This is a genomic window from Janthinobacterium woesei, assembly GCF_051380875.1.
In the GTDB taxonomy this organism is placed as follows: domain Bacteria; phylum Pseudomonadota; class Gammaproteobacteria; order Burkholderiales; family Burkholderiaceae_D; genus Janthinobacterium.
In genome coordinates, this window is the sequence record NZ_JBNYXW010000012.1 from 61,619 (window position 1) to 85,383 (window position 23,765).

Sequence of the window (23,765 nt, forward strand, 5' to 3'; positions counted from 1 at the left end):
CTGCATGTTACGGATTTTGACGGGGGTGACGGCAGCCATGCTGTCGGCGGGTGTGGCGGCGGCGCCGGCCAGCGAGCAGGCGCAGCCGCAGATCAACCGCGTCGTGGCCGACATCGTGGCCGATATTTCGCCACAGCGCATCGAGGCGCATGTGCGCAAGCTGGTCGGCTTCCAGACGCGCCACACCATGTCCGATACCGTGTCCGATACGCAGGGCATAGGCGCAGCCAGACGCTGGATCAAGGCCGAGCTGGAGCGCTGCGGCGCGCAGGCCGGCGGGCGCCTGCAAGTGGCGTTCGACAGCCACGTGGCGCCCGTGTCGAAACGCATTTCGCGGCCGACGGAAATCGTCAATGTGGTGGCGACCCTGGCGGGCAGCGATCCGCAATCGGCCGAACGCATCTATGTCGTCAGTGGCCATTACGACTCGCGCGCCACCGATGTGATGGATGCGCAGGGCGACGCGCCCGGCGCCAACGACGATGCATCGGGCACGGCGGCCGTGATCGAGATGGCGTGCGTGATGGCGCGCCACCAGTTCGATGCCACCCTGGTCTTCATGGCGGTGGCGGCCGAGGAGCAGGGCTTGCTCGGTTCCGGCCACTGGGCGCAACAGGCCAAGCTGAAAAAACTTAACATTGCCGGCATGCTCAACAACGACATCATCGGCAGTTCGCGCGCCGACGACGGCACGGTCGATGGCGGCCAGGTGCGCCTGTTTGCCGAGGGCATACCGGCGGTGAAGGAAATGAGCGACGGCGTGCGCGCCTTGGTGGCGACGGGCGGCGAAAACGATTCGATTTCGCGCCAGCTGGCACGCCATGTCAAGCAGGTGGGCGAGCGCTATGTGCCGGGTTTTAAAGTCAACGTGATCCAGCGCGCCGACCGCTACCTGCGCGGCGGCGACCACATGCCGTTCCTGGCGCAGGGCTATGCGGCGCTGCGCTTCACGGAGCCGAATGAGGATTTTTCCCATCAGCACCAGGATGTGCGCGTGGAAAACGGTGTGCAATATGGCGACTTGCCGCAATTCGTCGACTACGACTACGTGGCCAAAGTGGCGCGCGTGAATGCGGCGGCGCTGGCTACGCTGGCCCTGGCGCCGGCCGCGCCCGGCGGCGTGCAGGTGCGAACGGCCAAGCTGGAAAACGCCACCACGCTGCAGTGGCAGCCAAACCTGGAGCCGGACCTGGCCGGCTACCGCATCGTCTGGCGCGCCACCACGGCTGACCAGTGGCAGGGCGCGCTGGAGGTGGGCAATGTCACGCAGGCCAGGTTGAAATTGTCGAAAGACAACTATTTCTTCGGTGTCCAGGCCATCGACAAGGATGGCAATGTCAGCGTGGCAACTTACCCGACGCCCTTGCGTTAATCAGGCGCCGGCCGGCAGGCGCGCCAGTTCGCTGAGTGGCGAAGTCTTGCCCAGGCCTTCATGGCGGCTGATGGCGACCTTGCCGGACAGAATCACCAGCATACCGAAGTCGCTGCTGCCCGCCTGAAACATGCTGGCGCCATCCGCATGATGGGCGTGGTGGCCGATGCGCTCCAGGCGGCGCAGTTCGGCCGCGCTGAAAACGGGCCAGATCGGGTGCCGGCGGTTGGCCAGGTCCATGGCCGGTACTTGCACGGCGTCGTCGGTAGTGCTTTCGGGGATGAATTCTGGAGGGGCGTTGGCCATGGCTAATCCATTGATTGAATAAGCAAATTACTAAAATAACTAAAATCACGAGTCTAGCGCATGCGCGCGCGAGGCGTGAAAAAACCGCATGCGCACGCCCTTGCAGGGTAGCAAGCCAGCTGCCATGCGGCTTGGCAGAGGGGCGTCGTGCGCGCCAGGGCGCTGCCGGAGGCGCAGCTTTAGCCATACGCCTGAAGGCATCTCATATTAGAATGGGTCTTTGTTGAAATCACTCAAACAGACACGATGGCTTACAAGACACTGGAAGATACGATAGGCAATACCCCGCTGGTGCAGCTGACGCGCTTGCCGGGCGCCGATGCGATTGCACGCAACAATGTCATCCTCGGCAAGCTGGAGGGCAACAACCCGGCCGGCTCCGTGAAAGACCGCGCCGCGATGTCCATGCTCAAGCGCGCTGAAGAGCGCGGCGTCATCAAGCCGGGCGACACCCTGATCGAAGCGACCAGCGGCAATACGGGCATCGCGCTGGCCATGGCCGCCGCCTTGCGCGGCTACAAGATGCTGCTCTTGATGCCGGACAACCTCAGCGTGGAGCGCCGCCAGAGCATGGCCGCCTACGGCGCCGATATCTTGCTGACGCCGAAGACGGGTGGCATGGAATATGCGCGCGACTTGGCCGAGCAGATGCAGAAAGATGGCCGTGGCATCATCCTCGACCAGTTCGCCAACGAAGACAATTCACGCGCCCACTATGAAAGCACGGGTCCGGAAATCTGGCGCGATACTAATGGACAAGTCACGCACTTCGTCAGTGCCATGGGCACGACGGGCACCATCATGGGCGTGTCGCGCTATTTGAAAGAGCAAAATCGCGCCATCCAGATCATCGGCGCGCAACCCGAGGAAGGTTCGCAGATTCCCGGCATCCGCAAATGGCCGGAAGCCTACTTGCCGAAAATCTACGACAAGAGCCGCGTCGACCAAGTCGAGTATGTGAGCCAGGGCGTGGCCGAGCGCATGGCGCGCAGCCTGGCTGCGGAAGAGGGCTTGTTCTGCGGCATCTCGGCTGCCGGCGCCTGCGAAATCGCGCTGCGCATCTCGCAGACGGTGGAAAACGCGACGATCGTGTTTGTCGTGTGCGACCGCGGCGACCGTTACCTGTCGACAGGTGTTTTTCCTGCCTGATTGTTCAATTTAAAATGGAAATTCGGGTCGGCCAGAACGGCCTGAGAAGTACGGGAAATACCCCCTCCCCATGGCGGGGAGGGAAAACCTGCAACATTGGCAGGATCAGCCTTGTGTCGTTTCGCCTTCTTTTGGCTTGAATTGCTTGTCGCTGATGCGGAATTTGTTGCGACGGTCACCCATCAGGTAACGCAGGTCACGGATGCTCAGGTCGCTCACTTCGTGCATGCGGATCAACAGCGATGCGCCTACTGGCAGGCGGTGATGGCGGATTTTGCTGATGACCGGTGGCGCCACTTCCAGCGCGCGGGACAGGGCTGCATCGTTTTTCAGACGCAGGTTTTCGATCAGGGTATCGAGCAATCTGTTTGGATTGTACTGAAGCAGATCGTCGGAGTCCGAATCGCTGTTCATATCAATGCCGACTTGGTTTGTCATGATGTTATTGTTCCTTCTGTAGTTGCACTGCAAAGTAAAAACACTCGGAGCTCGCTCTTGCTGCGTTCATGTTCATTCTTTACTAAAAGGAACAAATTCACACACGGTACGATCCGGGGTACAGTTTTTCATAATATATACACAATTGTACAACAGGATTTAATTTCAGGCTGGAAAGGCCTGTAATCTTGCTTTGTACAGAATCAGCGTTGTCTTGTTGCAACACCTATTTATTCTTTATTATGCTCCATGATAGAACAAAAATTGTACTTTGACAAAAGTTAAGTATAAGACCACACTGTATCCCGTGCCGCACAACAGGCTGGCGAGCGAGGCTGGCACGATGTTATCGACTCCACCATAGACCGGTTTGCGGGCCGCTTCAACATCGCTTACGCTTTCTTACAAGTAATATTCCTACTTTACCCTGACTTCAGTTAGCGTGCGCGCACTTGACTGATGGCCTTGCCCAAGTCGATGACTGACATGGCATAAAAATAACTTCTATTGTACTGAGTTATAGCAAAGAAGTTGTTGCTTGCCAAGCTATACTCGGTTGCTTCTGACCCATTTTGCAGGTCGATCAAGCCAAACAGCATATTTGGTGGTGGCGCCACGACGACGCTGACGCCGGCCGCCTGTAGCTCTTCGAGCTGGTATTTGGCCTGCAAGCCCTGGCCGATGAATTTTTCCCAGGCGTGGTTGGCCGACACCGTCACCGGATACACGCTGATGGCCGGATCATCGCGCCGCCAGCCGTGCTCGACCAGAAAATGCGCCACGCTGCCGATGGCGTCGGTCGTGGAATTGCGCAGGTCGATGTGGCTATCGCCATCGAAGTCCACCGCATAGTTCATGATGCTGCTGGGCATGAACTGGGGCAGGCCGATGGCGCCCGCATACGAGCCGAGCAAGGTCAGCGGATCGATGCCATCCTTGCGCGCGAACAGCAGAGCGCTTTCCAGTTCGCCCTTGAAGAACGCCATGCGCGCGGCGCGGGTCGGGCTTTCCGGATAGGAAAACGCCAGGGTCGTCAGCGCGTCGAGTACGCGGAAGCGTCCCGTGTTGCGCCCGTACACGGTTTCCACGCCGATGATGCCGACGATGATCTCGGCCGGCACGCCATATTCGCGTTCCGCGCGTGCCAGTGCTTCGGCGTTCTCATCCCAGAATTTCACGCCCGCATTGATGCGCACCGGTTCGATGAAGCGGGCGCTGTAGGCTTGCCAATTCTTCGGCTTGCCCGGTGGCGCCGGTTTCATCAGTTGCACCGTCGACTCCACGTAGCGCACCTTGCCGATCAATGTGTCGAGCCCGGCACGGTCAAAGCCATGCTTGGCGGACATCTCGTCGAGAAAGGCACGCACTTCTTTCCAGTTGGCATAGTCGACAAACTCGCCTTCGAAGTCGAATTTCGCGGGCGCTTTCTTCGCCGCCACTTTGGTGGCGGCCTTTTTGACGGGCTGGGCCTTGGCTGCACGCACGGCACGGGCGCGATCGGCCGCCGAAATGTGCTGGTTTTCGGCGGCCTGCACGCTTGCCAGGCACAGGGGAAGGGAGAGCAGCAATGACAGGGCGGGGTATTTGATCGGTAGCAAGGAGCGTCTCATCGGCATTGGGTTAGCAGGCGGCGCAAGCTGCGCCGCGCGCGGAGTTGTTCGTCTGGGCTGGCATTACCATACTTCATCGCGGCAAAGATTGCCAGAAAGCCAGCGATGGCGGCGTGCGCCTCGGGCTATTTAATTTACAATCGCTTTGGCCAGGTCAAAGCACGCCGCCCGCCAGTGCCGCGCGCGTGGTAGATTAGTGTTGCAGCAAGGGCGGCACAGACCAGCCAATGATTTTATGCGAGAACGCGCCAGGCAGGCAGCAATACCATGCAGTGTTCCCGGTATGCGTTCCCAGTATGGACAGAGTGTGGACAGAGACAGAGGTAACCAGTACAGCGCATGAGCACAGCCATTTACACCCACCCCGATTGCCAGCGCCACGAAATGGGCGATTGGCACCCCGAATCGCCTGCCCGCTTGCAGGCCATCAATGATCAACTGATCCTCGCGCACATCAGCGACCTGGTCGAGCACCGCGACGGCGTGCGCGCGCAATTGTCCGATATCGAGCGCAACCACAGCGCCACGGCCATCGGCCTGGTGCGCGACAATGTGCCGCCGGCCGGTGATTATTACCCGCTCGACGGCGATACCCTGCTCAATGCGCACAGCTACAATGCGGCGCTGGCCGCCGCCGGTTCGGCCGTAGCGGCCACCGACGCCGTCATCGATGGCGAGATCAGCAACGCCTTTTGCGCTATCCGTCCACCCGGCCACCATGCGCGGCCGAGCGAACCGATGGGTTTCTGCCTGTTCAACAATGTCGCCATTGCCGCCAAGCATGCGCTCGACGTGCGCGGGCTGGAGCGCGTCGCCATCGTCGACTTTGATGTACATCATGGCAATGGCACGGCCGAATCGGTGGCGAACGACCCGCGCATCCTGATGGTCAGTTTCTTCCAGCATCCGTTTTACCCGTACAGCGATGTGGAATCCTACACGGACACGCGCGTCAACGTGCCCGTGCCGGCGCGCTCGAAAGGCGACGCCGTGCGCCAGCTGGTGCTCGACCACTGGCTGCCCGCGCTGCACCGCCACCAGCCGCAGATGATTTTTATCTCCGCCGGTTTCGATGCCCACCGCGAAGATGATGTCGGTGGCATGGGCCTGGTCGAGGCCGACTACAGCTGGATGACGCAGCAGATGATGGCGGTCGCCAGCCAGTACGGCAAGGGCCGCATCGTCAGCTGCCTGGAAGGGGGCTACAACCTGTCCTCCCTGGGCCGCAGCGTGGCGGCGCATGTCAAGGCGCTGGCGGAGCTGTAAAGTTTAATTAAAACAAGGGCAGGCGGCTGCCAGAATTGGGACTGCCGTGGCGATGCTGCTGTCGCCGGCGTAGGTCAAGGTCAGCAGGGTATCGTCGTCCCAGCTCTGGTCATGCAGGGGCGGCACGTAGCGCTGCAGGTCTTGCGTGACGCGGATGTCCATCGTGCGCTCGCCCGAGCGCGCCTGCACGGCCAGCAGCTTGCGCAGCACGGGAAACGGCACGTGGATCAGCGAGGAGTGGCAGGGCCCACCGGCCATGCGAAACAGGTTGCGCCGGACAAAGGACAACTCGTCCTGCTCCACGGCCCAGCGGATTTCGCATTCCAGGCGCAGGTCGCCCAGGCGGCGCACATTGGCCGGCAGGCCGGGCGTATGGATGTCGGCTCGCCAGCGCACGGTGTCGCGTTTCTTGTTGCTGACCAGGTCGGCATTGGCATCGTAGGCCGCCTTGTCGCGCGCCAGGGTGAAGCTGCCGTTGGCGGCCAGCGGGATGGGAATCGACAGGTTGTCGGCCGACAGGTGCAAGGTTACGCCATCGAGCTTGCCGGTGGGCGTGGCGGGAATGAGCATGAAGCGCAGCGGCGCGTTGGGTGCCAGGCGCTGGTGGTCGGCATACGCGTCGACGCCCTTGAGCATGGTGCGGTAGGGGCGCAGGTCGGGGTCGCGCGTACTTTGCACATCGACAATCTGCTGCATTTCCTGGTGCGCCGTGTCGCCAGGCGCTGCCGGCTGGGCCAAGGCGTGGGCCGGGAGCAGGCAGGCGGCGAGAGTGGCGAAGAGGAACAGGTGGGAAAAGGACATGGGAAACGTGACAGCTTAAGTGCGTGGGGGATGAATATTATCATTCAGGTAACTGCCAAATTATCACCAATTGTCTCGTTCGCGTCGCACGGCAGGCGTTAGCGGCAGAAAACGGGACGCTGTGGCGGCAACCACGTAAAATAGCGGATTGACTGAACGATCTGAAAGCAAGAGCATGGCGATACAATGGTACCCAGGACACATGAACGCGGCCCGCAAGAAAGCGGCCGAGACCATGGAGAACACCGATCTGGTGATTGAAGTGGTGGATGCGCGCCTGCCGGCAGCCAGCTGCAATCCCATGGTGGACGAGCTGCGCCTGTTCCGCCAGCGCCCCTGCCTGAAAATCCTCAACAAGATCGACCTGGCCGATCCGGCCGCGACAGCCGCCTGGGTGGCGTATTTCAATGCCCAGGAAGGCGTGACCGCGTACGCGATGACGACCAAGAAGCCGGGCGACGTGGCGCGCATCCCGGAGCTGGCCAGGTCGCTGGCACCGCACCGTGGCGTACCGACGAAGCCGCTGCGCATCATGATCATGGGCATCCCCAACGTGGGCAAGTCGACCCTGATGAATGCGCTGCTGAAAAAACGCGTGGCCAAGGTGGGCGATGAGCCGGCCGTGACAAAAATGCAGCAAAAGTTGTATCTGGATAAGAACACCATCCTGGTCGACACGCCCGGCATGCTGTGGCCGAAGATCGCCATCCCCAGCGATGGTCTGATGCTGGCGGCCAGCCACGCCATCGGCTCGAACGCGCTGATCGAAGAAGAAGTGGCCGTCTTCCTGGCCGAGGAATTGCTCAAGCGCTATCCAGGCTTGCTGGCGGCCCGTTACGGCACCAAGGTCGATGAAGTCGACGCCATCGGCGTGGTCGAGGGCATCGCCGCCAAGCGCGGTTACCGTATCAAGGGCGGCGACTACGATTTCGAGAAGGCTTCGCACACCCTGCTGCTCGATTACCGCAGTGGCATCCTGGGGCGTATCTCGCTGGAAACGCCGGACACGCGCGCGGCCCTGCTGGCGCAGCACGCTGCCGAGATGGCGGAAAAAGCCGCCAAGGCGGCGGCGATTGCCGCCGAGAAGGCAAAGAATGCGGCGCGGGGCAAGCGCGGCACGTAAATCCAGACATTGCTCCTGAAAAAAGCGCCGCGACAGTTCACCCTGTCGCGGCGCTTTTTTTATGCTGCTGCAGCTTCGCCGAATCTAAAGCTGGTGACGGCCAGTGCTCCAAAGAAATCTTCCTCATGGTACACCACCTGCGCCGTTTCCTGCTCGGCGGCGCCCAGCGCCACCATCAGCGGCAGCAGATGGTCTTCCTGCGGATGGGCCTGGCGCGCGCCCGGTGCCTGGTCCCAGGCCAGCAATTGTTCCAGGCGCTGCTGCGGTGGCAAGGCCATCGCCTGGCGCAGCCAGGCGTCGAACTGGTGCGAGGCGACGGCGCCCGCCTGGCCGAACTGGCGCAGGTTATGGTAGCTGAGGCCGCTGCCGATGATCAGCACGCCTTGCCGGCGCAAGCCGGCCAGTGCGCGGCCCACCTCGACGTGCGTCAGCGGATCGTAGCCGTGTTTGAGCGACAGTTGCACCAGCGGCACGTCCGCCTGCGGGTAGATGGGGAACAGGGCGCTGAAGGTGCCGTGGTCAAAGCCCCGCTCATGGTCCAGGCGGGCCGGATGGCCGGCTGCGTCGAGCAGCTGCTTGACCTGCGCCGCCAGCGCTGGCGCACCGGGTGCCGGGTACTGAATCTGATACGTGTGCGGCGGAAAGCCCGAGTAGTCGTAGATCATGCCCGGCTGCGGGCTGGCCGAGACGAGGAACTGCGGCCCTTCCCAGTGCGCCGTGACCACCAGCACGGCCGTTGGCCGCGTGCCGACCTGGCGCGGGATATCCTGCAGCGACGCTTCGAGCACGTCGTAGCGGTCGCCGAACTGCTCTTTCATGAACGGCCAAGGACCGCCGCCGTGCGACAGAAAATAGGTGGGAAAGGTGTGCTCTTGCATGGCGGCTCCGGATAGGAATGGCTGATGATGGAATCATGATAGTCATGTGCGGTGAGTTGATCAAGATCGGTATTATTGATATATCATTTCCATTTTGTTGATGATTGGATGCCATGGATACCTTGCGCAGCATGCGCGTGTTTCGCGCCGTGGTGGAACTGGAGAGTTTTGTGCGCGCTAGCGAGCGTCTGGACCTGTCTCCGGCCATGGTCAGCAAGCACGTGATGCACCTGGAGCGCCACCTGGGCGCGCGCCTGCTGAACCGCAGCAGCCGCCACCTGAGCCTGACGGAAATCGGTAAGGTGTATTTCGAACAGTGCCGCGAGATGCTCGACAATCTCGACGAGGTGGAAGCGACCGTAGGCCGCACGACGGTGGTGCCGCGCGGCATGCTGCGCCTGAGCGCGCCCGTCTGGTTCGCCAACGCCATCTTTACGCGCACCCTGGCCGCCTACCGCGAACGCTACCCGGAAGTTACTTTCGATATCGACTTGAGCGGACGCGTGGTCAACCTGGTGGAAGAAGGGTTTGACCTGGCCTTGCGCGTGAGCCAGGCGCCATCGCCCAGTCTGATCGCGCGGCCCATCGGCAGCATCGCCTTTCATCTGGTGGCCGCACCGGCCTACCTGGCGCGCGCGGGTCACCCTTTGGTGCCGCAGGCGCTGGCGCAGCACGCCATGATCAGCTACTCATTGTTGTCAAACGGCAACGAATTGACCTTCGACGGGTCGCAGGGGCGCGACACGGTGAAGTTCGCCCCCGTGCTGCAATGCAATAACGAAAGCCTGCTGCACGCCGCTGCGCTCGATGGCATGGGCGTCGCCCTGCTGCCGTCGTGGCAGACGGATGGCGACTTGGCGGCGGGGCGGCTGGTGCGCCTGTTCGATGGCTACCAGCTGGCCGGCGGCAGCGTGTATGCCGTCTACACCAGCCGGCGCTACCTGTCGTCGAAAGTGCGCACCTTCATCGATTTCCTTGCCGAGGAAGCGCGCCTGGAAAGCTGACGGCGCCGGCGCTGGCGTTTGCCGCACGGCGCCGCGTGCGTATAATGATTCGCTTTTGCCATCCCCGCCTTTAACGCCACGCTCCCGCGTCGCGCCATCGCACTCAAGCCAGCCGCCATGATGCCTGTTCCCCTCGTCCTGACTGTTGCCACGCGCACCATGCTGCTGTGCGCCCTGGCCATGCCGGCGTGCGCGCAGGAAGGCGCTGATGTGGGCGGCAGCGCGGCGGCCGTTGCCGACGGCATCAGGCATGGCGACCTGTCCACCGAACTGGCGCAGGGCGGCCAGCGCAGCGTGCGCGGCGCCCTGTCGTATGGCCAGGGCAGCATGGTGCTCGACGCGGCGATGGATGAGCAGCGCAATGGCAATTACCGCGATGGCAGCGTGTTCCAGCGGCGCGGCGTCAACGGCGGCGCGGAGTGGAAACTGCGCCAGGGCCGCTTCGGCTTCACTGTCGAGCAGATGAGGCAAGATACGCGCTACCCGGCGCCAGAGGCGCCCTACCTGGCCCTGCTGGCGGCGCGCCCGGAAGACCTGTACCGCTATGAAGTGCAGCGTGCCAGCGCCTTCGTGCAGCGCTATGTGGGTAATTTTGAATTGGGCGTGGAACTGTCGCAGCGGGAAAAACACGCTGCGGCCCAGTATGCGGGCGCGGCAGGCAGCGCCGAGTCGTCCTACCGCAGCGGCCGCCTGCAACTGTCGCCCCGCGTGCGCCATTACGGCAAGGTGGGCGGCGTGGGCACGGATACGGAAGTGGGCCTGGACCTGATGCAGTGGGAGCGGCGCTCGGGCGGCGGCATACTGCGGCGCGATGGTGACGGGCAGCGGCGCCAGTTTTCACGCGCGCTGCTGCTGCGCGAAGAACTGGCCTTTGGCGGCTGGCTGGCGCCGCGCCTGCTGCTGGGGCTGCGGCATGAACAGATCGAGCTCGATCCGGCCGACATGCCGCCCGGTGGCAGTGATTGGGAAAACCAGAACGCCTGGAATGTGCAGGCCAGCGTGCTGCTGCGCCCGCAGCTGAGCGTGTACGTCAGCACCACGCGCAGCTACCGTATCGATGACGATGGCTATACCAGCGCCGGTTACCGTCCGCTGGCAGGGCAGGTGCGGCGCGAAACGGAGCTCGGCGCCACCTACGGCGATAGCGCCCGCAGCGCCTCCGTGCGCGTCTTCAGCGAACGCCTGAGCAACCAGATCGTCTTCGACCAGAGCCTGGGCCAGCTGGGCTTCGCCGGCAACCTGGATCCGTCGCGGCGCGACGGCATCGCCATCGAGGCCAGCGTGGCCATCGCGCCTGCGTGGCGCCTCGACGCGCAAGTGCGGCAGGTGCATGCGCGCTATGACGATTACGCCTACCACGGTCCGGATATCGCGCTGGTGCCGAAAACCCTGGCCACCGTGCACCTGTACTGGACGGCGCCGGGCGGCGCCAGTGTTGATGCCGGCGTGCAGTGGCTGCGCGCCCTGCGCTATGGCCCGGATTTTGACAATAGCTGCCTGGCGCAAGTGCCCGCGTTTGCCACACTGGACGGGCGCTACGTGCGCAAGCTGGGCGCCTGGGAACTGGAACTGGCCGGCAGCAACCTGGCCAACCGCCGCCACTACGGCGATGCGCCGGGCTGCCGTTCCAGCATTTACCAGAAGGACGCGCGCCAGCTGCGCGTCTCGGCGCGCTACCATTTCTGATGCATTCGCGCGGCGGCGCTGAGGTGGAGCTTAATTGGGGCTTAATCGGCGACGTCTGGCGCAAGGAAACGCGCCTTTTTTCTATCCGGGGCCCGATGGACGGCGCAAAAAGTGGTAATCTCGCCTCGTTCTCGACTATTTATCATGAAGGATTATCATGCGTTTTCTGCGTTTCTTGCGTCCCCTGCTCGCCGCCGTCACCCTGGTGGCTGCCACCGGCGGCGCCATGGCGGCCGATACCGGCTTTACCACGCTATCCACGCCAGTGCGTACGGACACGGGCAAGAAGGTGGAAGTGGTGGAGTATTTCATGTATTCCTGCCCGCATTGCTATGCGCTCGATCCGTTGATGCACGACTGGGTCAAGAAGCAGGGCGACAAGATCGCCTTCCGCCGCATCCACCTGGCGTTCTCCGGCCCGAAAGATCCGCAGGCGAAGGCCTACATCACGCTGGAGGCGATGGGCCAGCTGGAGCAGTTCCACGACAAGATCTTCCGCGCCATCCACGTCGAGCGCAACCGCCTGAACCGCGATGACGCCATCCTCGACCTGCTGGTGAAGAATGGCATCGACAAGGCAAAATACCTGGAAATGTTCAACTCCTTCGGCGTGCAGACCAAGCTCAAACGCAATGAACAGCTGATCACCGCCAGCAAGATCGACAGCGCGCCGACCATCGTCATCGATGGCCGCTTCGTGACGTCGCCGGCGCAGCTGTCGCGTCCGGGCCAGTCCGAGCCGCAGACCCAGGCAGCGACCCTGCGCGTGATGGATGAACTGGTGGCGCGCACCCTGAAAGAGCGCACTCCCGCGCCAGCCAAGAAGTAAGCGGAGATTGTCATGAAACAGCTGCCATGGACTTTATGCGTGCTGGCCGTCGCCCTCGTGGCCTGGCTTTCGCTTGCCGTCGTCAATGTGGAAAACCAGCGCAATGCGCTGGCCAGCAAGGCCTGCGTGGACCCCGCGTTCAAGACCGAGGTCGATGCGAAGTGCCTGGCCAGCGTGCAGACGCGCGACCACTGGTGGCAGCACCTGACGTATGCCATGACGCACTTCCGAAATTGAGTATTGAGTGCCGCATGGACGCAAACCCGCCACGCGCGGGTTTTTTTGCGCCTGCAAATTGCGGTTATCATGCAGCTACAACCACCGAGGAGAGGCAATGAAGGAAGTCATTCTGATTACGGGCAGCAGTCGCGGCATCGGTGCGGCGACAGCCGTGCTGGCGGCGCGCCAGGGCTATGCCGTGTGCATCAACTATGTGCGCGATGCGCAGGCGGCCGAGGCGCTGTGTGCACGCATCACGGCCAGCGGCGGCGAGGCCATCGCGGTGCAGGCCGACGTCAGCGACGAAGCCGATGTGGAACGCCTGTTTGCTGAAGTCGATGCGCGCCTGGGGACGCTGACGGCGCTGGTCAATAATGTCGGCGTGCTGGAGCAGAAATGCCGGCTGGTCGACATTTCCATGCAGCGCATGGAGCGCGTGCTGCGCACCAACGTGATCAGCTATTTCCTGTGCTGCCAGCAAGCCGTGCGGCGCATGTCGACGGCCTCGAAAGGGCAGGGCGGGCGCATCGTGAATGTCTCGTCGGTGGCCGCGCGCATCGGTTCGGCGGGTGAGTATATTGACTATGCGGCCTCGAAAGGCGCCGTCGACACGCTCACCATCGGCCTGGCAAAAGAGGTGGCGGGCGAAGGCATCCGCGTCAACGGCGTGCGCCCCGGCATCATCTACACGGAGATCCACGCCTCGGGCGGCGAGCCGGGAAGGGTGGCGCGCCTGGAGTCTGGCGTGCCGATGCAGCGCGGCGGCCAGCCGGAAGAGGTGGCGGACGCCATCTTGTACCTGCTGGGGCCCGGCGCGACGTATGTCACGGGCAGCATCCTCGACGTGGCCGGCGGGCGCTAGATTTCTACGCCTTGGCCGGCGCCGCTGGGGTGGCCTTGACCGTCGCCGAATGGGGTGTCACCACCACGGTGCAGGTGGTGCCGGCCACCAGCACCTGGTTCTTGTTTTGCTGGTCGATGTGGATGCGCACGGGGACGCGCTGTGCCAGGCGCACCCAGTTGAAGGTGGGGTTGACGTCGGCCAGCAGTTCGCGGCCCGTGGTGGCGTCGCGGTCGGTGATGCCGCGCGCGATGCTCTCGATGTGGCCGTGCAGGGTGCCGCCGCTCATCAGCTTCATTTCTGCCTTGTCGTCCTGCGCCAGCATGCCCAGCTTGGTCTCTTCGAAGTAGCCGACGACGTAGTACGAGGCGCTGTCGATGACGGCCAGCTTGGGCGCGCCGACGGCGGCGAAGTCGCCCTTGTGCACGTTCAGGTTCGTCACGTAGCCGCTGACGGGCGCACGCACGGTGGTGCGCTCCAGGTTCAGCTGCGCCAGCGCGCGGACTGCCTGCGCTGCCTGCACTTGCGAGGTGGCCGAGGTGGCGGCAAAGGCGGCGCTTTCGCGGCTTTCCGTGGAGATGATGCTGGCGTCGAGGCCGGCGCGGCGCTGCGCTTCCTTGCTGCGGCGGCCCTGCTCCGTCCTTTGCGCGGCCAGCACGGCGTCGGCCTGGGCCAGCGCGCTGACATAGCGTTCCTTGTCGACGACGAACAGGATGTCGCCCTTTTGCACCACCTGGTTGTCGCGCACCAGCACGTCCGTGACGGTGCCGGCCACGTCGGCGCTGATGTTGATGATATCGGCCTTGATGCGGCCGTCGCGCGTCCATGGCGATGCCATGTAGCGGTCCCAGACGGTCTTGCCTATCCAGAGCGCTGCGGCCAATAGCAGCACGGTGATTGCGTAGCGGGTCAGTTTGGTTACCATGTCGGCAGCCCTTCCTTGATCAGAATGAACAGTTTTTTAATTATTTATACAGCGACAGGGCCAGCGCGCCAAAGATGGCGATGAAGATGCACAGGCGCGCCAGCGATGGATGCCACACCATGCGGTATACGCCCAGCCAGCCCAGCACGCGGTCGAGCAGGGTTTGCAGGCCGATGCTGAGAATGAACAGGGGCAGCAGGGTAGGTATCAAGATACCGAACAGGGCGAATTCACGCGGCATGGTGGTCTCCGGCGCCAGGCGCCATATGGTCGAGTAATGAAGTGTAGATCGAGTGCAGGTCGGTCAGCGCCGTTTGCAGGCGCGCGCTGCGCTCGGGCGACGTATCGGCCTCAGCCTGGGCTGCGCGCACCACGGTGCCCGCCTGCAAGGTGGCGACCAGCGCCGCCTGCAATTGCGTATCGCCGCGCGTGCGCAGCCAGGCGGCGATGCCGTCCACGCATTGCTGCAGCGCGTGCGGCGTGGCGCCTGGCCGGGCGCTGGCGATCAGTTCGCGCAGTTCGATCACCGAGTGGCCGATTTCCAGCAGGGTCAAGGCCTGGCGCACGACGGTGCGCGTGGCCTCGCCCGGCGCCGGGCCCGCCGCTGCATTGAGCTGGCTGAGCAAATCGCGCACGCGGTTGTCGAAGCGGTGCTTGATTCGCCGGGCCGGCGCCGTGCACGCATGCAGCGCTTCGCGCCACAGGGCCGGGCCGATATGGTCCTTGTGGCCCATGGTGTGTTCGGGCAGGATCACGGCAAACACCACGGCGGCCAGCATCAGGCCGACGATCAGCGCCATGCCCATGTTCAAAAAGGCGGCGCCATCCAGATGCATTACGTTGGTCGGCGCCATCTGCGTGACGAAGGTCGAGATGCCCAGGCCCACGCCGAGCTTGGCGGGATTGGTCATCAGGTACAGGCCGATGGCCAGGAACGGCGCAAAACTGAGCATCAGCATGGGGAAACCGTCGCCGTGCACCAGCACGAAATACAGGCAGATCAGCGACAGCGGCATGGCGAACAAAAAGCCCGTCAGAACCTGGCGTATCATCACGATGGGGCGCGGCGCGGATGAGGCCAGCGCGGTGAAGATGGCCGCCATCAGCATCGCCGTGCTGGCGTAGGGCCAAGCCAGGAAGTAGGCGCCCAGGGCCAGCAGACCCAGGCAGATGGCCGCGCGCACGCCGCTGGCGATCACCAGCGCGGGCGGCGTCTTTGGTGCATACGCTTGCGGCGTGCTGATCTCCAGGGGCGTATCGTGGGCCAGGCTGAAATACACTTCGTGAAAGCGGCTCATGTCGCGCGCAAAGCGTTCCAGCAGCTCGCAGACGGTGTCGAAATCGATGCGCTGGGCATGCGCGACTTGTGCCGTATCAATCTCCGCGCGCGCCAGCGCCAGCGCCGCTTGCAGGTGCTGCTGCATGGTGTCGAGCGAGCCTTGCGACGGCGTCGCCTGCAGCGCTTCGGCGACGATGGCGTACAGGGGCGCGCAGGCTTGCATCACCTGCATACTTTGTGTTTTGCCGTCGAGCTGCAGGCGGTCGAACAGGCGGTGGAAGGTGTAGAAGGTGGTCAGCGCCGTCATGAAGGTGGCGTTGAAGGCGTGCAGCTTGCGGTTTTGCGCGCGCGCGTGGCCCACCGCGCTGGTCACTTCAAACAGGGCGGCCGAGCGGCCCAGTTCCAGCGCCGCCACGTCGGCGGCAAACTGCAAATGCGTCAATTCCACCTGCGCCGGTGTGAGCTTTTGCTGCAGCACGTCCTGGCAGAAGGTGAGGAGTTTTCCGTAGCGAGCCTGCACCGTGCGCATCACTTGCGTGCCCTGGTGGCGCGGCAGCAGCACACTGGAGACGGCAGCCGAGCAGATGATGCCCAGGCCCACTTCGGCCACGCGCGTGACGGCCAGCGCAAACACTTGTGTCGGCTGCTCGATGGCGGGCAGCACGATCATGCAGGCCGTGTAGCCAGCCAGCACGTACACATACGATTGCGCGTTGCGGTGCAGCGCCGAGCCGCTGGTGCACAGACCCACCCACAGGGCCAGGCCGGCAAACAGCAGCACCGGCTGCTGTGGAAACAGGCCGATCAGGGTCAGCGCGGCGGTGCATCCGAGCAGGGTGCCGCATAAACGGTAAAAGCTTTTTTCCAGCACCATGCCGCTGCTGGGCATGGCCAGGATGACGGTGGTGGTCATGGCCGTGCTGGGCGAATCGAGGCCCAGGCGGTAAGCCAGCCACAGGGCGCAGAAGGCGGCGATCAGGTTCTTGCCGACGTAGATCCAGCGTTCGCCTTCCGTCTTGCGCCAGTCTTGCAGCGCCAGCGCCAGCCAGTGGGCCGCCCGGGGCAGGGCGCCGTGCGTAGGTGTTGTTGCTGTGGCTGGCGTCATCGATAGGCTATCAGTTCTGGTTGTTGAGATTGTTCAGGTTGCGCAACTGGCGCACGTACAGCTTGTCGAGCACTTGCAGTTCTTCTTGCGTAAAACCTTCGTACAGGGACGCGGTTTCCTGGTACACGTCCGGCAGCGCCGTTTCGATCAGCGTGCGGCCCTTGTCGGTCAGCGAAATCATCACCGAGCGGCGGTCGCCGGGGCGCGTGCCGCGCAGGATCAGACCCCGCGTTTCCAGGTCGTTGCACACGCGCGTCAGGTTGGCCGGCTTTTCATGGGAAGCCATGCCCAGGGTGCAGGCGTTCGAGGCTTCGTCGTCCGTGCCGTACAGCACGGCCAGCACCATGTAGCTGGCATCGACCAGGTCGTGCTTTTTCAGCGCGGCGTTGGTCAGGTCCTTCATGCCTTTTTGAATGTGGTACGTCATGCGCAACAGGCGCATCAGTTCCATGGGGAACTCTGGCATGCGCGTGCGGATATGTTGCAGCCGCTTGGAGGTGGCGTCAAAAGCGGTCATGTCATAGTCCTTCATGTGTGAATGAGGCTCCGATTGTATCTTGTTGAGCTGGCGCAACGCGAACATTGCGGACCTAGATGCCGCCTCCCAATGCATTCATCAAGGAAACGTAAAGATCGAGTTCGCGTGCGCCATTTTGCGCTTGCTGCTGTTCTTCCGCCAGCAACGCCACTTGCGTGTTGAGCATGTTGATGGCGTCGCTCATGCCGGCCTGGTAGGCTTTTTCTGCCAGGTCGCGCGCGCGCTGCGCCGTGGCCAGCGCCTGCACTGTCAACTGGTGCTGCTTTTGCAGTGATTGGGCCTTTGTGACGGCATTGGCGACGTCCGACATGGCGTTGATGACGGTGGCGTTGTATTGCTCCACGGCGCCGTCATAGATGGCCGTCTGGCTACCCAGCTGGGCGCGCAGGCGGGCGCCGGCGAAGATGGGCAGGCTCAGCGCGGGCGAGGCGCCGCGGATCTGCGAATTGGCGTCGAGAAAATGGCTGAAGCCAAAGGCCTGGAGGCCGGCAAACGCCACCAGGTTGACGTTCGGGTAAAACTCGGCCTTGGCCGCGTCGATGCGGCGCGCCGCCGCTTCCACGCGCCAGCGCTGGGCGGCGATGTCGGGACGGCGCCCGATCAGGTCGGCTGGCAAGGCTTGCGGGATGGCCAGCGGCTGGTCCAGGCGCAGCACGGGCCGTGTGAGTGCCGCACCGGCCGCCGGGCCTTTGCCCGACAGGGCCGCCAGCTGGTTGCGCAGCAGGGCCAGCGATTCGGCCGATTGCTCAAGCTGGCGCCGCCCGGCAGGCAGGGTGGTTTCAATTTGCGCTACGTCAATATCGGTGCCGATGCCGGCGGTCTTGCGCTGGCGCGTGATGTCGAGGACGCGCGCGCGCTGCGCCAGGCTGCGTTCGATGACATCTTGCAAGGCGAATTCATACGACAGCTGGATGTAGGTGCGCACCAGCGCCGTTTCCAGGGCCAGGCGGGCCATCTGCGATTCGGCCGAGGCCATCTGCACATCGCCCAGCGCGGCAGCGAGCGCTTCGCGGTTGCGGCCCCACAGGTCGAGGTCGTACGAGGCAGTGATGGTGGCCTGGTTGCGCCAAGCGTAATTGCCGGCCAGCGGCGCCGGCGTGCTGCCGTGCTGTGAATACAGTTCGCGGTTGATGGAGACGGCCGCGTCCGCTTGCGGGCCGGTTCTATCTTCGGCCGCGCCGGCCAGCGCTTCGGCCTGGCGCACGCGCGCCTTGGCGCCGCGCAAGGTAGGGCTGTCGGCCAGCGCCTGCTGCATCAGGCGGTTCAACTGCGGGTCGTGCAAGTCTTGCCACCATTGCGAGCGCGGCCAGTCGATGGCGGCGCTGGCGGCAGCATCCATGGCCTTGCTGGCTTGCAGCGCATTGGCGTCGAGCATGGCCGATTGCGGCGCGATATGGCCCATGTCGGCGCAAGCGCTCAAGGCAAGGGTCAGGCTGGCGGCAAGCAGGCGGCGGTGCAGGGACATGCAAGGACTCCGGGACAAAGTGGTGTTGGGGTGTCGGGGTGTTGCAGGGGAAATCACAGCTCGCCGCGGTGCGCGTCGGGAGTGGCCCGAATGCTGCGCCGCAACTGAGTTGTTACTGACTGAAACCGGCTGACTGGTTTCTTATTGGACCATGTGCGATTTGATTTGTGCAACATCAAAGTCGGCTTCCGTTTGCGGGATCTGGCCAGCCTTGCGGGCGGCGGCGAGCTCGGCAATGACTTGCTTGCGCGTCACGTTGCTGGCGCTGACCGGCATTGTTGCTATCAGGTAGTCGGCTTCACCGGTGATGACTTCGCCGGCGTTGCGGGCACGAATATATTCGGCCGCGACTTGCTCGCGCGTCACGTTGCTGGGCGCGGTAGCGATGGTCTTTGGATAGTCGGCTTCGCTGGTGGCGATTTCGCCGGCGTTGCGGGCACGGATGTATTCGGCCGTGACGTCGGCGCGTGTCAGTTGCTCGCTGGTGGCGGCTGGTGCGGCGCTTTGCGCGAAAGCCGAGGTAGCTGCGGTGATGGCGAACAATGCTGCGACGAGTGATTTGGTTTGCATGATGAAACTCCTATATGTGCATGATGGCTGGGTGGATGGGCCGGCTCGCCACGTACCGGTCGGTTCGGCAGTACTGCGCGGTCGGGCGCGGTGCTGCCGATGAAGCAATTTCTGGATGAGAAGATGCTTACTTGAATTAACTATATCAATGAATATTACATTTGTGAAGTAATTTCTGAAAATATTTGTGCGATGCCGCATTTGCAAAGGGGAAATGTGCGTGCAGGCGTGCGCCATTGGCCAGGCCAGGGGAGTAAGCTGATTTTTTATTAACGGGAGTCAGCCATGAGCAGCAGTTCACTCGATCCGGACAATTTACCCGTCACCCCAGACCGCGTGCTCGGCCGTGGTCACGGCAAGGGCGCGCTCGGTCCCAGCGACAGTTCCGACAGCGGTAGCGACATGCAGGGCGTTCCCGGCCTGGATGCGGAAGCGCTCGACAGCGACAGTGATGCGGCCGGCACCGGCGAGCGCGCCGGCGTGGAGCCGCAAAACACGGCGCCCGATGGCGGCGATATCGATGTCGATCATGTGGAGCGCATGGTGCCCGAGCCGTCGGCAGAGGACGCCGATGCCAAACCCGGCGCTGCGCAGGCGCCAGCGCCGCATCCCTGATCCACGCTGCCTGCCGCGCATTGCCGCCGCGAATTACCGCCTCTCCTGCGCCATCAGCGTAAAATGAAGGCAAGGCGGCGCGTGTGGCGCCATGGCCAGCCGGCCGGCACGGGATAGGATGTCACGAGGATGCAAAAGCAGATGTCGGAAGAGAAAGAAAAAGGCTTGATGTCGATGTACCGCGAGACGCGGCCGCGTGCGTTCGTGGGTGAAAAAAGTACCACCAATCACCTTGCGTGGAGTTCGCTGGTGCTCTTGCTGGCACTGGCGTTCTGGCTGATGGTGGCCTTGTCGGCGGCGGAAAACCAGCGCTATGCCCTGCAAATCCGGGCATGCCAGGATCGCGTGTTTCCGACGGAGCTCGATATGTCTTGCCTGAAGCAGGTCAAGTCGCGCGACCATTGGTGGCAGCACGTGGGCCACGCGCTCGTGCATCTTGGCCGCTGAGGCTGGCGTTTGCCAACGGCCGTGATGGCCGTGCGGCTTGGGCCGGGTGGCAAGACACGATAGCCTGGTCCGCCAGGGCCGATGCGATGATGTTGCGGGAGGCGCCATGCCACGCGATGATTCGCGCGAACAGCCGCAATGGCTGTTTGCGCGCCACAATACCCTCACCGCGCGCCAGTTGCTGCGCGCCTATGGCTTGCTGTGCCTGTTTTCCAGCGTGATTGCCGCCGCCTTTGCGTTGCGCGGCTTCTGGTATATCCCCGTTTTTTCGTTTGCCGAACTGAGCCTGGTGGCGCTCGCCTTGCTGTATTACTTGCGCCACGCGGGCGATTACGAGCATATTACCCTGCGCGATGGTGTGCTGATGGTCGAGAAAGTCAGCGCAGGCCAGTGCCGTCGCAGCAGTTTTACGCCGTGGCGCACGCGCATCGTGGTACCGCAAGGGCCGCACCAGCTGATCCGCATCGGCGACGGTGCCGTTCAGGTCGAAGTGGGGGCCCTGGCCACGCCCGAGCGGCGCCTGCAGGTGGCGCACGAACTATGCGCGCTGCTGCCGTCGCCCACCTGAGCCGGCGCGCCTTACGTGGCGCGCGACGGGCCTGCCCACAGGTTGATATTGCCTTCGCGCGCCTGCACGTCGATGGCGGCCAGTTCGTCAGCGGTGAACGTCAGTTGCTGCAAGGCAGCCACGTTTTCGCGGATTTGCGCGCTGCTGCTGGCGCCAATCAGGGTCGAGGTAACGCGCGCATCGCGCAGCACCCACGCCAGCGCCATCTGCGCCAGGGTCTGGCCCCGCTGAGCGGCGATCTCATTCAGGGCGCGCACGCGGGCCAGGTTTTCCGCGCTCAGGTGCTGTTGCGGCAGCGAACCGCCGCCGGGACGGTTGATGCGTGCATTCTGCGGCACGCCATTCAGGTACTTGTCGCTGAGCAACCCCTGCGCCAGCGCCGTGAAGGTGATGCAGCCCATGCCTTGTTCTTGCAGGGTGTCGAGCAAGCCGTCTTCCTCGATCCAGCGGTTGAGCATATTGTAGGAAGGCTGGTGGATCAGGCAAGGTACTTTCCACTCTTTCAGCAGGGCGGCAGCTTCGGCCGTTTTTTGTGGCGAATACGAGGACAGGCCCACGTACAGCGCCTTGCCCTGCTGCACGGCGGTGGCCAGCGCGCCCATGGTTTCTTCCAGCGGCGTATCGGCGTCGTAGCGGTGCGAATAAAAAATGTCGACGTAATCGAGGCCCAGGCGCTGCAGGCTTTGATCGAGGCTGGCCAGCACGTATTTGCGCGAACCGCCGCCCTGGCCATACGGGCCGGGCCACATGTCCCAGCCCGCCTTGGTGGAAATGATCAGTTCATCGCGGTAGGGCAGGAAATCGTCGCGCAGCAGCTTGCCGAAATTGCTTTCCGCGCTGCCATACGGCGGCCCGTAATTGTTGGCCAGGTCGAAATGCGTGATGCCCAGGTCGAAGGCCGTGCGCAGCATGTCGCGCTGCGATGCGAGGCTGTTGCTGTCGCCAAAGTTATGCCACAGTCCCAGGGACAGCAGCGGCAGTTTCAGTCCGCTGCGCCCACAGGTGCGGTATTGCATGGTGTCATAGCGATTCTCTGCGGCGTAGTACGTCATGGCAACTCCTGAGTGAATGAAGCGCTTATTCTGGCGCAAAACCGGGCGTCGCGTGCTGCGTTTTACAATAGGTATTCAAGAGTTAAGCAAAGAACAAGGAGCGGTGATGGAAATCGAGTTGAAATTGCTGCTGGCGCCAGGCGACGCGCCCCGGTTGCGCGCACACCCGCTGCTGGCGCACTATGCGCCAGGCGAACCGCAGTTGTTGCTGATGCACGATATCTATGTCGATACGCCCGACTTGCAATTATGCCGCCACCAGGCGGGCTTGCGCGTGCGCCAGGTGGACGGGCGCTGGGTGCAAACCCTGAAGGCAGGCGGCAGTGTTAGCGGCGGCCTGCACAGCCGTCACGAATGGGAAGGCGAAGTTGCCGGACCGCAACCCGACCTCGACGCGCTCGACTCTGCCATCGGGCGCAGGCAGCCGCTGCGAGCGCTACTGCGCCAGGACGCCATCCGCGCCAGCTTGCAGCCCGTGTTTACCACGCGCATCGAACGCACGGTGTGGCAGTTGCAGACGCCGCAGGGCGAGCATATCGAATGCGTGCTGGACCAGGGCGTGATCGAGAGCGGCAGCGGGCCGGACGCGCGCAGCGTAGTCATCAGTGAAATCGAACTGGAGCTGAAGCACGGGCAGGCGGCCAGCCTGTTCGACGTGGCGCTGGCCTTGCTGCAGGACGTGCCGCTGCAACTGGGCCACATGAGCAAGGCCGAACGCGGCTACCGGCTGGCCGCGTCGCAGCCCTTGCGCGCCGTCAAGGCGCAGCCGGTGCTGCTCGATGAGGGCATGACGGTGCAGCAAGCCTTCCTCAGCATCAGCAGCAATTGCCTGGCGCAGGTCAGCGGCAACCAGGATGGCGTGGCGGCGGGCGAGGACGTGGAAAGCCTGCACCAGATGCGCGTAGGACTGCGCCGGCTGCGCTCGGCGCTGGGCATGTTCAAACCCTTGCTGGCGCTGCCGGATGCATTGCAGAGCGAACTCGATTGGCTGGGCGGCGTACTGGGCGAGGCGCGCGACTGGGATGTGCTGGCAGGCCAGACGCTGGCGCAGCTCGATGGCGACGCGGCGCAGGAGGCGGCAGCACTGGCGCAGGCGGCACGCAAGCAGGCGCGCGCCGCGCACGCACGCGCCGCCCAGGCCATCAGCTCGGCGCGCTACACGGCATCGATGCTGGGTCTGCAGCGCTGGCTGCAGGCGCAGGACTGGCGCGGCAACGCTACGGCGCGCCAGTTGCGCCGGCTGGACGCGGGTGTGCTCGCGTTTGCCCGCACAAGCTTGCGCAAGGATCAGCGCCGCCTGGTGAAGCGCGGCAAGCGATTGCTGCATGCCACGCCGCAGCAACGCCACCAGGTGCGTATCGCGGCCAAGAAGACGCGCTATGCGACGCAGTTTCTTGCCTCGCTGTTGCCTTCGCGCGCAGTCAAGCCGTATGTGGCGCGCCTGTCGGCGCTGCAGGATGAATTGGGCAAGCTCAACGACATGCAGGTGGGCGACCGGCTGCTGCAGGCACTGGCCGATGGCCAGCGTGGCCAGGCTGCCTTGCGGCTGCACGCCGCCTACCTGCGTGGCTACCTGGCGGCGCGCGCGCAGTCGCCCGGCGCGGATAGCCACATGCACAAGGCGTGGCGGCGCTTCAAGGCGGCGCGCCTGCCCGTGTGAGCCGGCCTCTTTGACGTGG

Annotated in this window: 25 protein-coding genes; 13 read left to right on the forward strand and 12 right to left on the reverse strand. The window is 63.6% G+C overall.

Features of this window, described 5'->3' with window-relative positions:
- The first annotated feature begins 4 nt into the window (after window positions 1-4).
- Window positions 5-1,372, forward strand: a complete 1,368-nt coding sequence (locus tag ACQ4W6_RS15485; RefSeq protein WP_436568064.1) for a M20/M25/M40 family metallo-hydrolase — start codon at window positions 5-7, stop codon at window positions 1,370-1,372.
- On the opposite strand, the gene ACQ4W6_RS15490 is transcribed toward ACQ4W6_RS15485, so the two are convergent.
- Window positions 1,373-1,678 carry a cyclic nucleotide-binding domain-containing protein gene (locus ACQ4W6_RS15490; RefSeq protein ID WP_436568065.1) on the reverse strand — a complete coding sequence of 102 codons (306 nt, stop codon included), beginning with the start codon at window positions 1,676-1,678 and terminating at the stop codon, window positions 1,373-1,375.
- A gap of 246 nt (window positions 1,679-1,924) precedes the next feature.
- Between ACQ4W6_RS15490 and cysM the strand changes: the two genes are divergently transcribed.
- Window positions 1,925-2,827, forward strand: coding sequence for a cysteine synthase CysM (gene cysM, locus ACQ4W6_RS15495; RefSeq protein ID WP_436568066.1), 903 nt, complete (start codon window positions 1,925-1,927; stop codon window positions 2,825-2,827).
- 105 nt (window positions 2,828-2,932) lie between these two features.
- Here the strand turns inward: cysM and ACQ4W6_RS15500 are convergent, their stop codons facing one another.
- Together ACQ4W6_RS15500 and mltB are read right to left on the reverse strand one after the other, a co-directional pair.
- A complete protein-coding gene (locus ACQ4W6_RS15500) occupies window positions 2,933-3,265 on the reverse strand; it encodes a hypothetical protein (RefSeq protein ID WP_436568067.1) in 333 nt (110 codons plus the stop codon).
- 437 nt (window positions 3,266-3,702) lie between these two features.
- Window positions 3,703-4,881 (reverse strand): lytic murein transglycosylase B, encoded by a 1,179-nt coding sequence (gene mltB / locus ACQ4W6_RS15505; protein WP_436568068.1) that lies wholly within the window; start codon window positions 4,879-4,881, stop codon window positions 3,703-3,705.
- 333 nt (window positions 4,882-5,214) lie between these two features.
- Here mltB and ACQ4W6_RS15510 point away from each other — a divergent pair, with 333 nt between their 5' ends.
- The gene (locus ACQ4W6_RS15510; protein ID WP_436568069.1) at window positions 5,215-6,141 is read left to right on the forward strand and encodes a histone deacetylase family protein; all 927 of its coding nucleotides are present in this window, start codon (window positions 5,215-5,217) and stop codon (window positions 6,139-6,141) included.
- 3 nt (window positions 6,142-6,144) lie between these two features.
- Here the strand turns inward: ACQ4W6_RS15510 and ACQ4W6_RS15515 are convergent, their stop codons facing one another.
- Entirely contained in the window at window positions 6,145-6,942 is a 798-nt protein-coding gene (locus ACQ4W6_RS15515) for a hypothetical protein (RefSeq protein ID WP_436568070.1), read from the reverse strand.
- A 175-nt stretch (window positions 6,943-7,117) separates the two neighbouring features.
- Between ACQ4W6_RS15515 and ylqF the strand changes: the two genes are divergently transcribed.
- Window positions 7,118-8,065 (forward strand): ribosome biogenesis GTPase YlqF, encoded by a 948-nt coding sequence (ylqF, locus tag ACQ4W6_RS15520; RefSeq protein ID WP_436568071.1) that lies wholly within the window; start codon window positions 7,118-7,120, stop codon window positions 8,063-8,065.
- Between the two features lie 59 nt (window positions 8,066-8,124).
- Here ylqF and ACQ4W6_RS15525 read toward each other — a convergent pair whose 3' ends face one another.
- Complete coding sequence (locus tag ACQ4W6_RS15525) at window positions 8,125-8,943, reverse strand: DODA-type extradiol aromatic ring-opening family dioxygenase (protein WP_436568072.1); 819 nt, start codon at window positions 8,941-8,943, stop codon at window positions 8,125-8,127.
- Between the two features lie 113 nt (window positions 8,944-9,056).
- Between ACQ4W6_RS15525 and ACQ4W6_RS15530 the strand changes: the two genes are divergently transcribed.
- The 5 genes from ACQ4W6_RS15530 (at window position 9,057) to ACQ4W6_RS15550 (ending at window position 13,543) form a co-directional block, all read left to right on the forward strand.
- Complete coding sequence (locus ACQ4W6_RS15530; protein ID WP_436568073.1) at window positions 9,057-9,947, forward strand: LysR family transcriptional regulator; 891 nt, start codon at window positions 9,057-9,059, stop codon at window positions 9,945-9,947.
- A gap of 117 nt (window positions 9,948-10,064) precedes the next feature.
- Window positions 10,065-11,633 (forward strand): TonB-dependent receptor domain-containing protein, encoded by a 1,569-nt coding sequence (locus tag ACQ4W6_RS15535; RefSeq protein ID WP_436568074.1) that lies wholly within the window; start codon window positions 10,065-10,067, stop codon window positions 11,631-11,633.
- 157 nt (window positions 11,634-11,790) lie between these two features.
- The gene (locus ACQ4W6_RS15540; protein ID WP_436568075.1) at window positions 11,791-12,462 is read left to right on the forward strand and encodes a thiol:disulfide interchange protein DsbA/DsbL; all 672 of its coding nucleotides are present in this window, start codon (window positions 11,791-11,793) and stop codon (window positions 12,460-12,462) included.
- Between the two features lie 12 nt (window positions 12,463-12,474).
- Entirely contained in the window at window positions 12,475-12,699 is a 225-nt protein-coding gene (locus ACQ4W6_RS15545) for a hypothetical protein (protein ID WP_436568076.1), read from the forward strand.
- Between the two features lie 97 nt (window positions 12,700-12,796).
- Window positions 12,797-13,543 carry an SDR family oxidoreductase gene (locus ACQ4W6_RS15550; RefSeq protein WP_436568077.1) on the forward strand — a complete coding sequence of 249 codons (747 nt, stop codon included), beginning with the start codon at window positions 12,797-12,799 and terminating at the stop codon, window positions 13,541-13,543.
- Between the two features lie 4 nt (window positions 13,544-13,547).
- Here ACQ4W6_RS15550 and ACQ4W6_RS15555 read toward each other — a convergent pair whose 3' ends face one another.
- The 6 genes from ACQ4W6_RS15555 to ACQ4W6_RS15580 form a co-directional block, all read right to left on the reverse strand.
- Window positions 13,548-14,447, reverse strand: coding sequence for an HlyD family secretion protein (locus ACQ4W6_RS15555; RefSeq protein WP_436568078.1), 900 nt, complete (start codon window positions 14,445-14,447; stop codon window positions 13,548-13,550).
- Between the two features lie 40 nt (window positions 14,448-14,487).
- Window positions 14,488-14,688, reverse strand: a complete 201-nt coding sequence (locus tag ACQ4W6_RS15560) for a DUF1656 domain-containing protein (protein WP_070224633.1) — start codon at window positions 14,686-14,688, stop codon at window positions 14,488-14,490.
- Complete coding sequence (locus ACQ4W6_RS15565; protein WP_436568079.1) at window positions 14,678-16,831, reverse strand: FUSC family protein; 2,154 nt, start codon at window positions 16,829-16,831, stop codon at window positions 14,678-14,680. The genes ACQ4W6_RS15560 and ACQ4W6_RS15565 overlap by 11 nt, the downstream gene beginning before the upstream one ends.
- Before the next feature lie 10 nt (window positions 16,832-16,841).
- A complete protein-coding gene (locus ACQ4W6_RS15570) occupies window positions 16,842-17,348 on the reverse strand; it encodes a MarR family winged helix-turn-helix transcriptional regulator (RefSeq protein WP_436568080.1) in 507 nt (168 codons plus the stop codon).
- Between the two features lie 73 nt (window positions 17,349-17,421).
- On the reverse strand, window positions 17,422-18,834 hold the full coding sequence (locus ACQ4W6_RS15575; RefSeq protein WP_436568081.1) for an efflux transporter outer membrane subunit: 1,413 nt from the start codon (window positions 18,832-18,834) through the stop codon (window positions 17,422-17,424).
- A gap of 141 nt (window positions 18,835-18,975) precedes the next feature.
- Window positions 18,976-19,404, reverse strand: a complete 429-nt coding sequence (locus ACQ4W6_RS15580; RefSeq protein WP_436568082.1) for a DUF4148 domain-containing protein — start codon at window positions 19,402-19,404, stop codon at window positions 18,976-18,978.
- 285 nt (window positions 19,405-19,689) lie between these two features.
- On the opposite strand from ACQ4W6_RS15580, the gene ACQ4W6_RS15585 reads away from it, so the two are divergent.
- The 3 genes from ACQ4W6_RS15585 to ACQ4W6_RS15595 all read left to right on the forward strand — a co-directional run bounded on the left by ACQ4W6_RS15585 (window position 19,690) and on the right by ACQ4W6_RS15595 (window position 21,034).
- Window positions 19,690-20,019, forward strand: a complete 330-nt coding sequence (locus ACQ4W6_RS15585) for a hypothetical protein (RefSeq protein ID WP_436568083.1) — start codon at window positions 19,690-19,692, stop codon at window positions 20,017-20,019.
- Window positions 20,020-20,148: 129 nt separating this feature from the next.
- Window positions 20,149-20,466 (forward strand): hypothetical protein, encoded by a 318-nt coding sequence (locus ACQ4W6_RS15590; protein ID WP_436568084.1) that lies wholly within the window; start codon window positions 20,149-20,151, stop codon window positions 20,464-20,466.
- Between the two features lie 106 nt (window positions 20,467-20,572).
- The gene (locus ACQ4W6_RS15595) at window positions 20,573-21,034 is read left to right on the forward strand and encodes a DUF2244 domain-containing protein (RefSeq protein WP_436568085.1); all 462 of its coding nucleotides are present in this window, start codon (window positions 20,573-20,575) and stop codon (window positions 21,032-21,034) included.
- 11 nt (window positions 21,035-21,045) lie between these two features.
- Here the strand turns inward: ACQ4W6_RS15595 and mgrA are convergent, their stop codons facing one another.
- A complete protein-coding gene (gene mgrA / locus ACQ4W6_RS15600; protein WP_436568086.1) occupies window positions 21,046-22,086 on the reverse strand; it encodes an L-glyceraldehyde 3-phosphate reductase in 1,041 nt (346 codons plus the stop codon).
- A gap of 106 nt (window positions 22,087-22,192) precedes the next feature.
- Here mgrA and ACQ4W6_RS15605 point away from each other — a divergent pair, with 106 nt between their 5' ends.
- Complete coding sequence (locus ACQ4W6_RS15605; RefSeq protein WP_436568087.1) at window positions 22,193-23,746, forward strand: CYTH and CHAD domain-containing protein; 1,554 nt, start codon at window positions 22,193-22,195, stop codon at window positions 23,744-23,746.
- The last annotated feature ends 19 nt before the right edge of the window (window positions 23,747-23,765 follow it).

What these genes read in the sequence shown, in the direction of transcription:
- ACQ4W6_RS15485 (WP_436568064.1), top strand. Translation starts at nt 5, where the DNA reads ATGTTACGGATTTTGACGGGGGTGACGGCAGCCATGCTGTCGGCGGGT.
- ACQ4W6_RS15490 (WP_436568065.1), bottom strand. Translation starts at nt 1,678, where the DNA reads ATGGCCAACGCCCCTCCAGAATTCATCCCCGAAAGCACTACCGACGAC.
- cysM (WP_436568066.1), top strand. Translation starts at nt 1,925, where the DNA reads ATGGCTTACAAGACACTGGAAGATACGATAGGCAATACCCCGCTGGTG.
- ACQ4W6_RS15500 (WP_436568067.1), bottom strand. Translation starts at nt 3,265, where the DNA reads ATGACAAACCAAGTCGGCATTGATATGAACAGCGATTCGGACTCCGAC.
- mltB (WP_436568068.1), bottom strand. Translation starts at nt 4,881, where the DNA reads ATGCCGATGAGACGCTCCTTGCTACCGATCAAATACCCCGCCCTGTCA.
- ACQ4W6_RS15510 (WP_436568069.1), top strand. Translation starts at nt 5,215, where the DNA reads ATGAGCACAGCCATTTACACCCACCCCGATTGCCAGCGCCACGAAATG.
- ACQ4W6_RS15515 (WP_436568070.1), bottom strand. Translation starts at nt 6,942, where the DNA reads ATGTCCTTTTCCCACCTGTTCCTCTTCGCCACTCTCGCCGCCTGCCTG.
- ylqF (WP_436568071.1), top strand. Translation starts at nt 7,118, where the DNA reads ATGGCGATACAATGGTACCCAGGACACATGAACGCGGCCCGCAAGAAA.
- ACQ4W6_RS15525 (WP_436568072.1), bottom strand. Translation starts at nt 8,943, where the DNA reads ATGCAAGAGCACACCTTTCCCACCTATTTTCTGTCGCACGGCGGCGGT.
- ACQ4W6_RS15530 (WP_436568073.1), top strand. Translation starts at nt 9,057, where the DNA reads ATGGATACCTTGCGCAGCATGCGCGTGTTTCGCGCCGTGGTGGAACTG.
- ACQ4W6_RS15535 (WP_436568074.1), top strand. Translation starts at nt 10,065, where the DNA reads ATGATGCCTGTTCCCCTCGTCCTGACTGTTGCCACGCGCACCATGCTG.
- ACQ4W6_RS15540 (WP_436568075.1), top strand. Translation starts at nt 11,791, where the DNA reads ATGCGTTTTCTGCGTTTCTTGCGTCCCCTGCTCGCCGCCGTCACCCTG.
- ACQ4W6_RS15545 (WP_436568076.1), top strand. Translation starts at nt 12,475, where the DNA reads ATGAAACAGCTGCCATGGACTTTATGCGTGCTGGCCGTCGCCCTCGTG.
- ACQ4W6_RS15550 (WP_436568077.1), top strand. Translation starts at nt 12,797, where the DNA reads ATGAAGGAAGTCATTCTGATTACGGGCAGCAGTCGCGGCATCGGTGCG.
- ACQ4W6_RS15555 (WP_436568078.1), bottom strand. Translation starts at nt 14,447, where the DNA reads ATGGTAACCAAACTGACCCGCTACGCAATCACCGTGCTGCTATTGGCC.
- ACQ4W6_RS15560 (WP_070224633.1), bottom strand. Translation starts at nt 14,688, where the DNA reads ATGCCGCGTGAATTCGCCCTGTTCGGTATCTTGATACCTACCCTGCTG.
- ACQ4W6_RS15565 (WP_436568079.1), bottom strand. Translation starts at nt 16,831, where the DNA reads ATGACGCCAGCCACAGCAACAACACCTACGCACGGCGCCCTGCCCCGG.
- ACQ4W6_RS15570 (WP_436568080.1), bottom strand. Translation starts at nt 17,348, where the DNA reads ATGACCGCTTTTGACGCCACCTCCAAGCGGCTGCAACATATCCGCACG.
- ACQ4W6_RS15575 (WP_436568081.1), bottom strand. Translation starts at nt 18,834, where the DNA reads ATGTCCCTGCACCGCCGCCTGCTTGCCGCCAGCCTGACCCTTGCCTTG.
- ACQ4W6_RS15580 (WP_436568082.1), bottom strand. Translation starts at nt 19,404, where the DNA reads ATGCAAACCAAATCACTCGTCGCAGCATTGTTCGCCATCACCGCAGCT.
- ACQ4W6_RS15585 (WP_436568083.1), top strand. Translation starts at nt 19,690, where the DNA reads ATGAGCAGCAGTTCACTCGATCCGGACAATTTACCCGTCACCCCAGAC.
- ACQ4W6_RS15590 (WP_436568084.1), top strand. Translation starts at nt 20,149, where the DNA reads ATGCAAAAGCAGATGTCGGAAGAGAAAGAAAAAGGCTTGATGTCGATG.
- ACQ4W6_RS15595 (WP_436568085.1), top strand. Translation starts at nt 20,573, where the DNA reads ATGCCACGCGATGATTCGCGCGAACAGCCGCAATGGCTGTTTGCGCGC.
- mgrA (WP_436568086.1), bottom strand. Translation starts at nt 22,086, where the DNA reads ATGACGTACTACGCCGCAGAGAATCGCTATGACACCATGCAATACCGC.
- ACQ4W6_RS15605 (WP_436568087.1), top strand. Translation starts at nt 22,193, where the DNA reads ATGGAAATCGAGTTGAAATTGCTGCTGGCGCCAGGCGACGCGCCCCGG.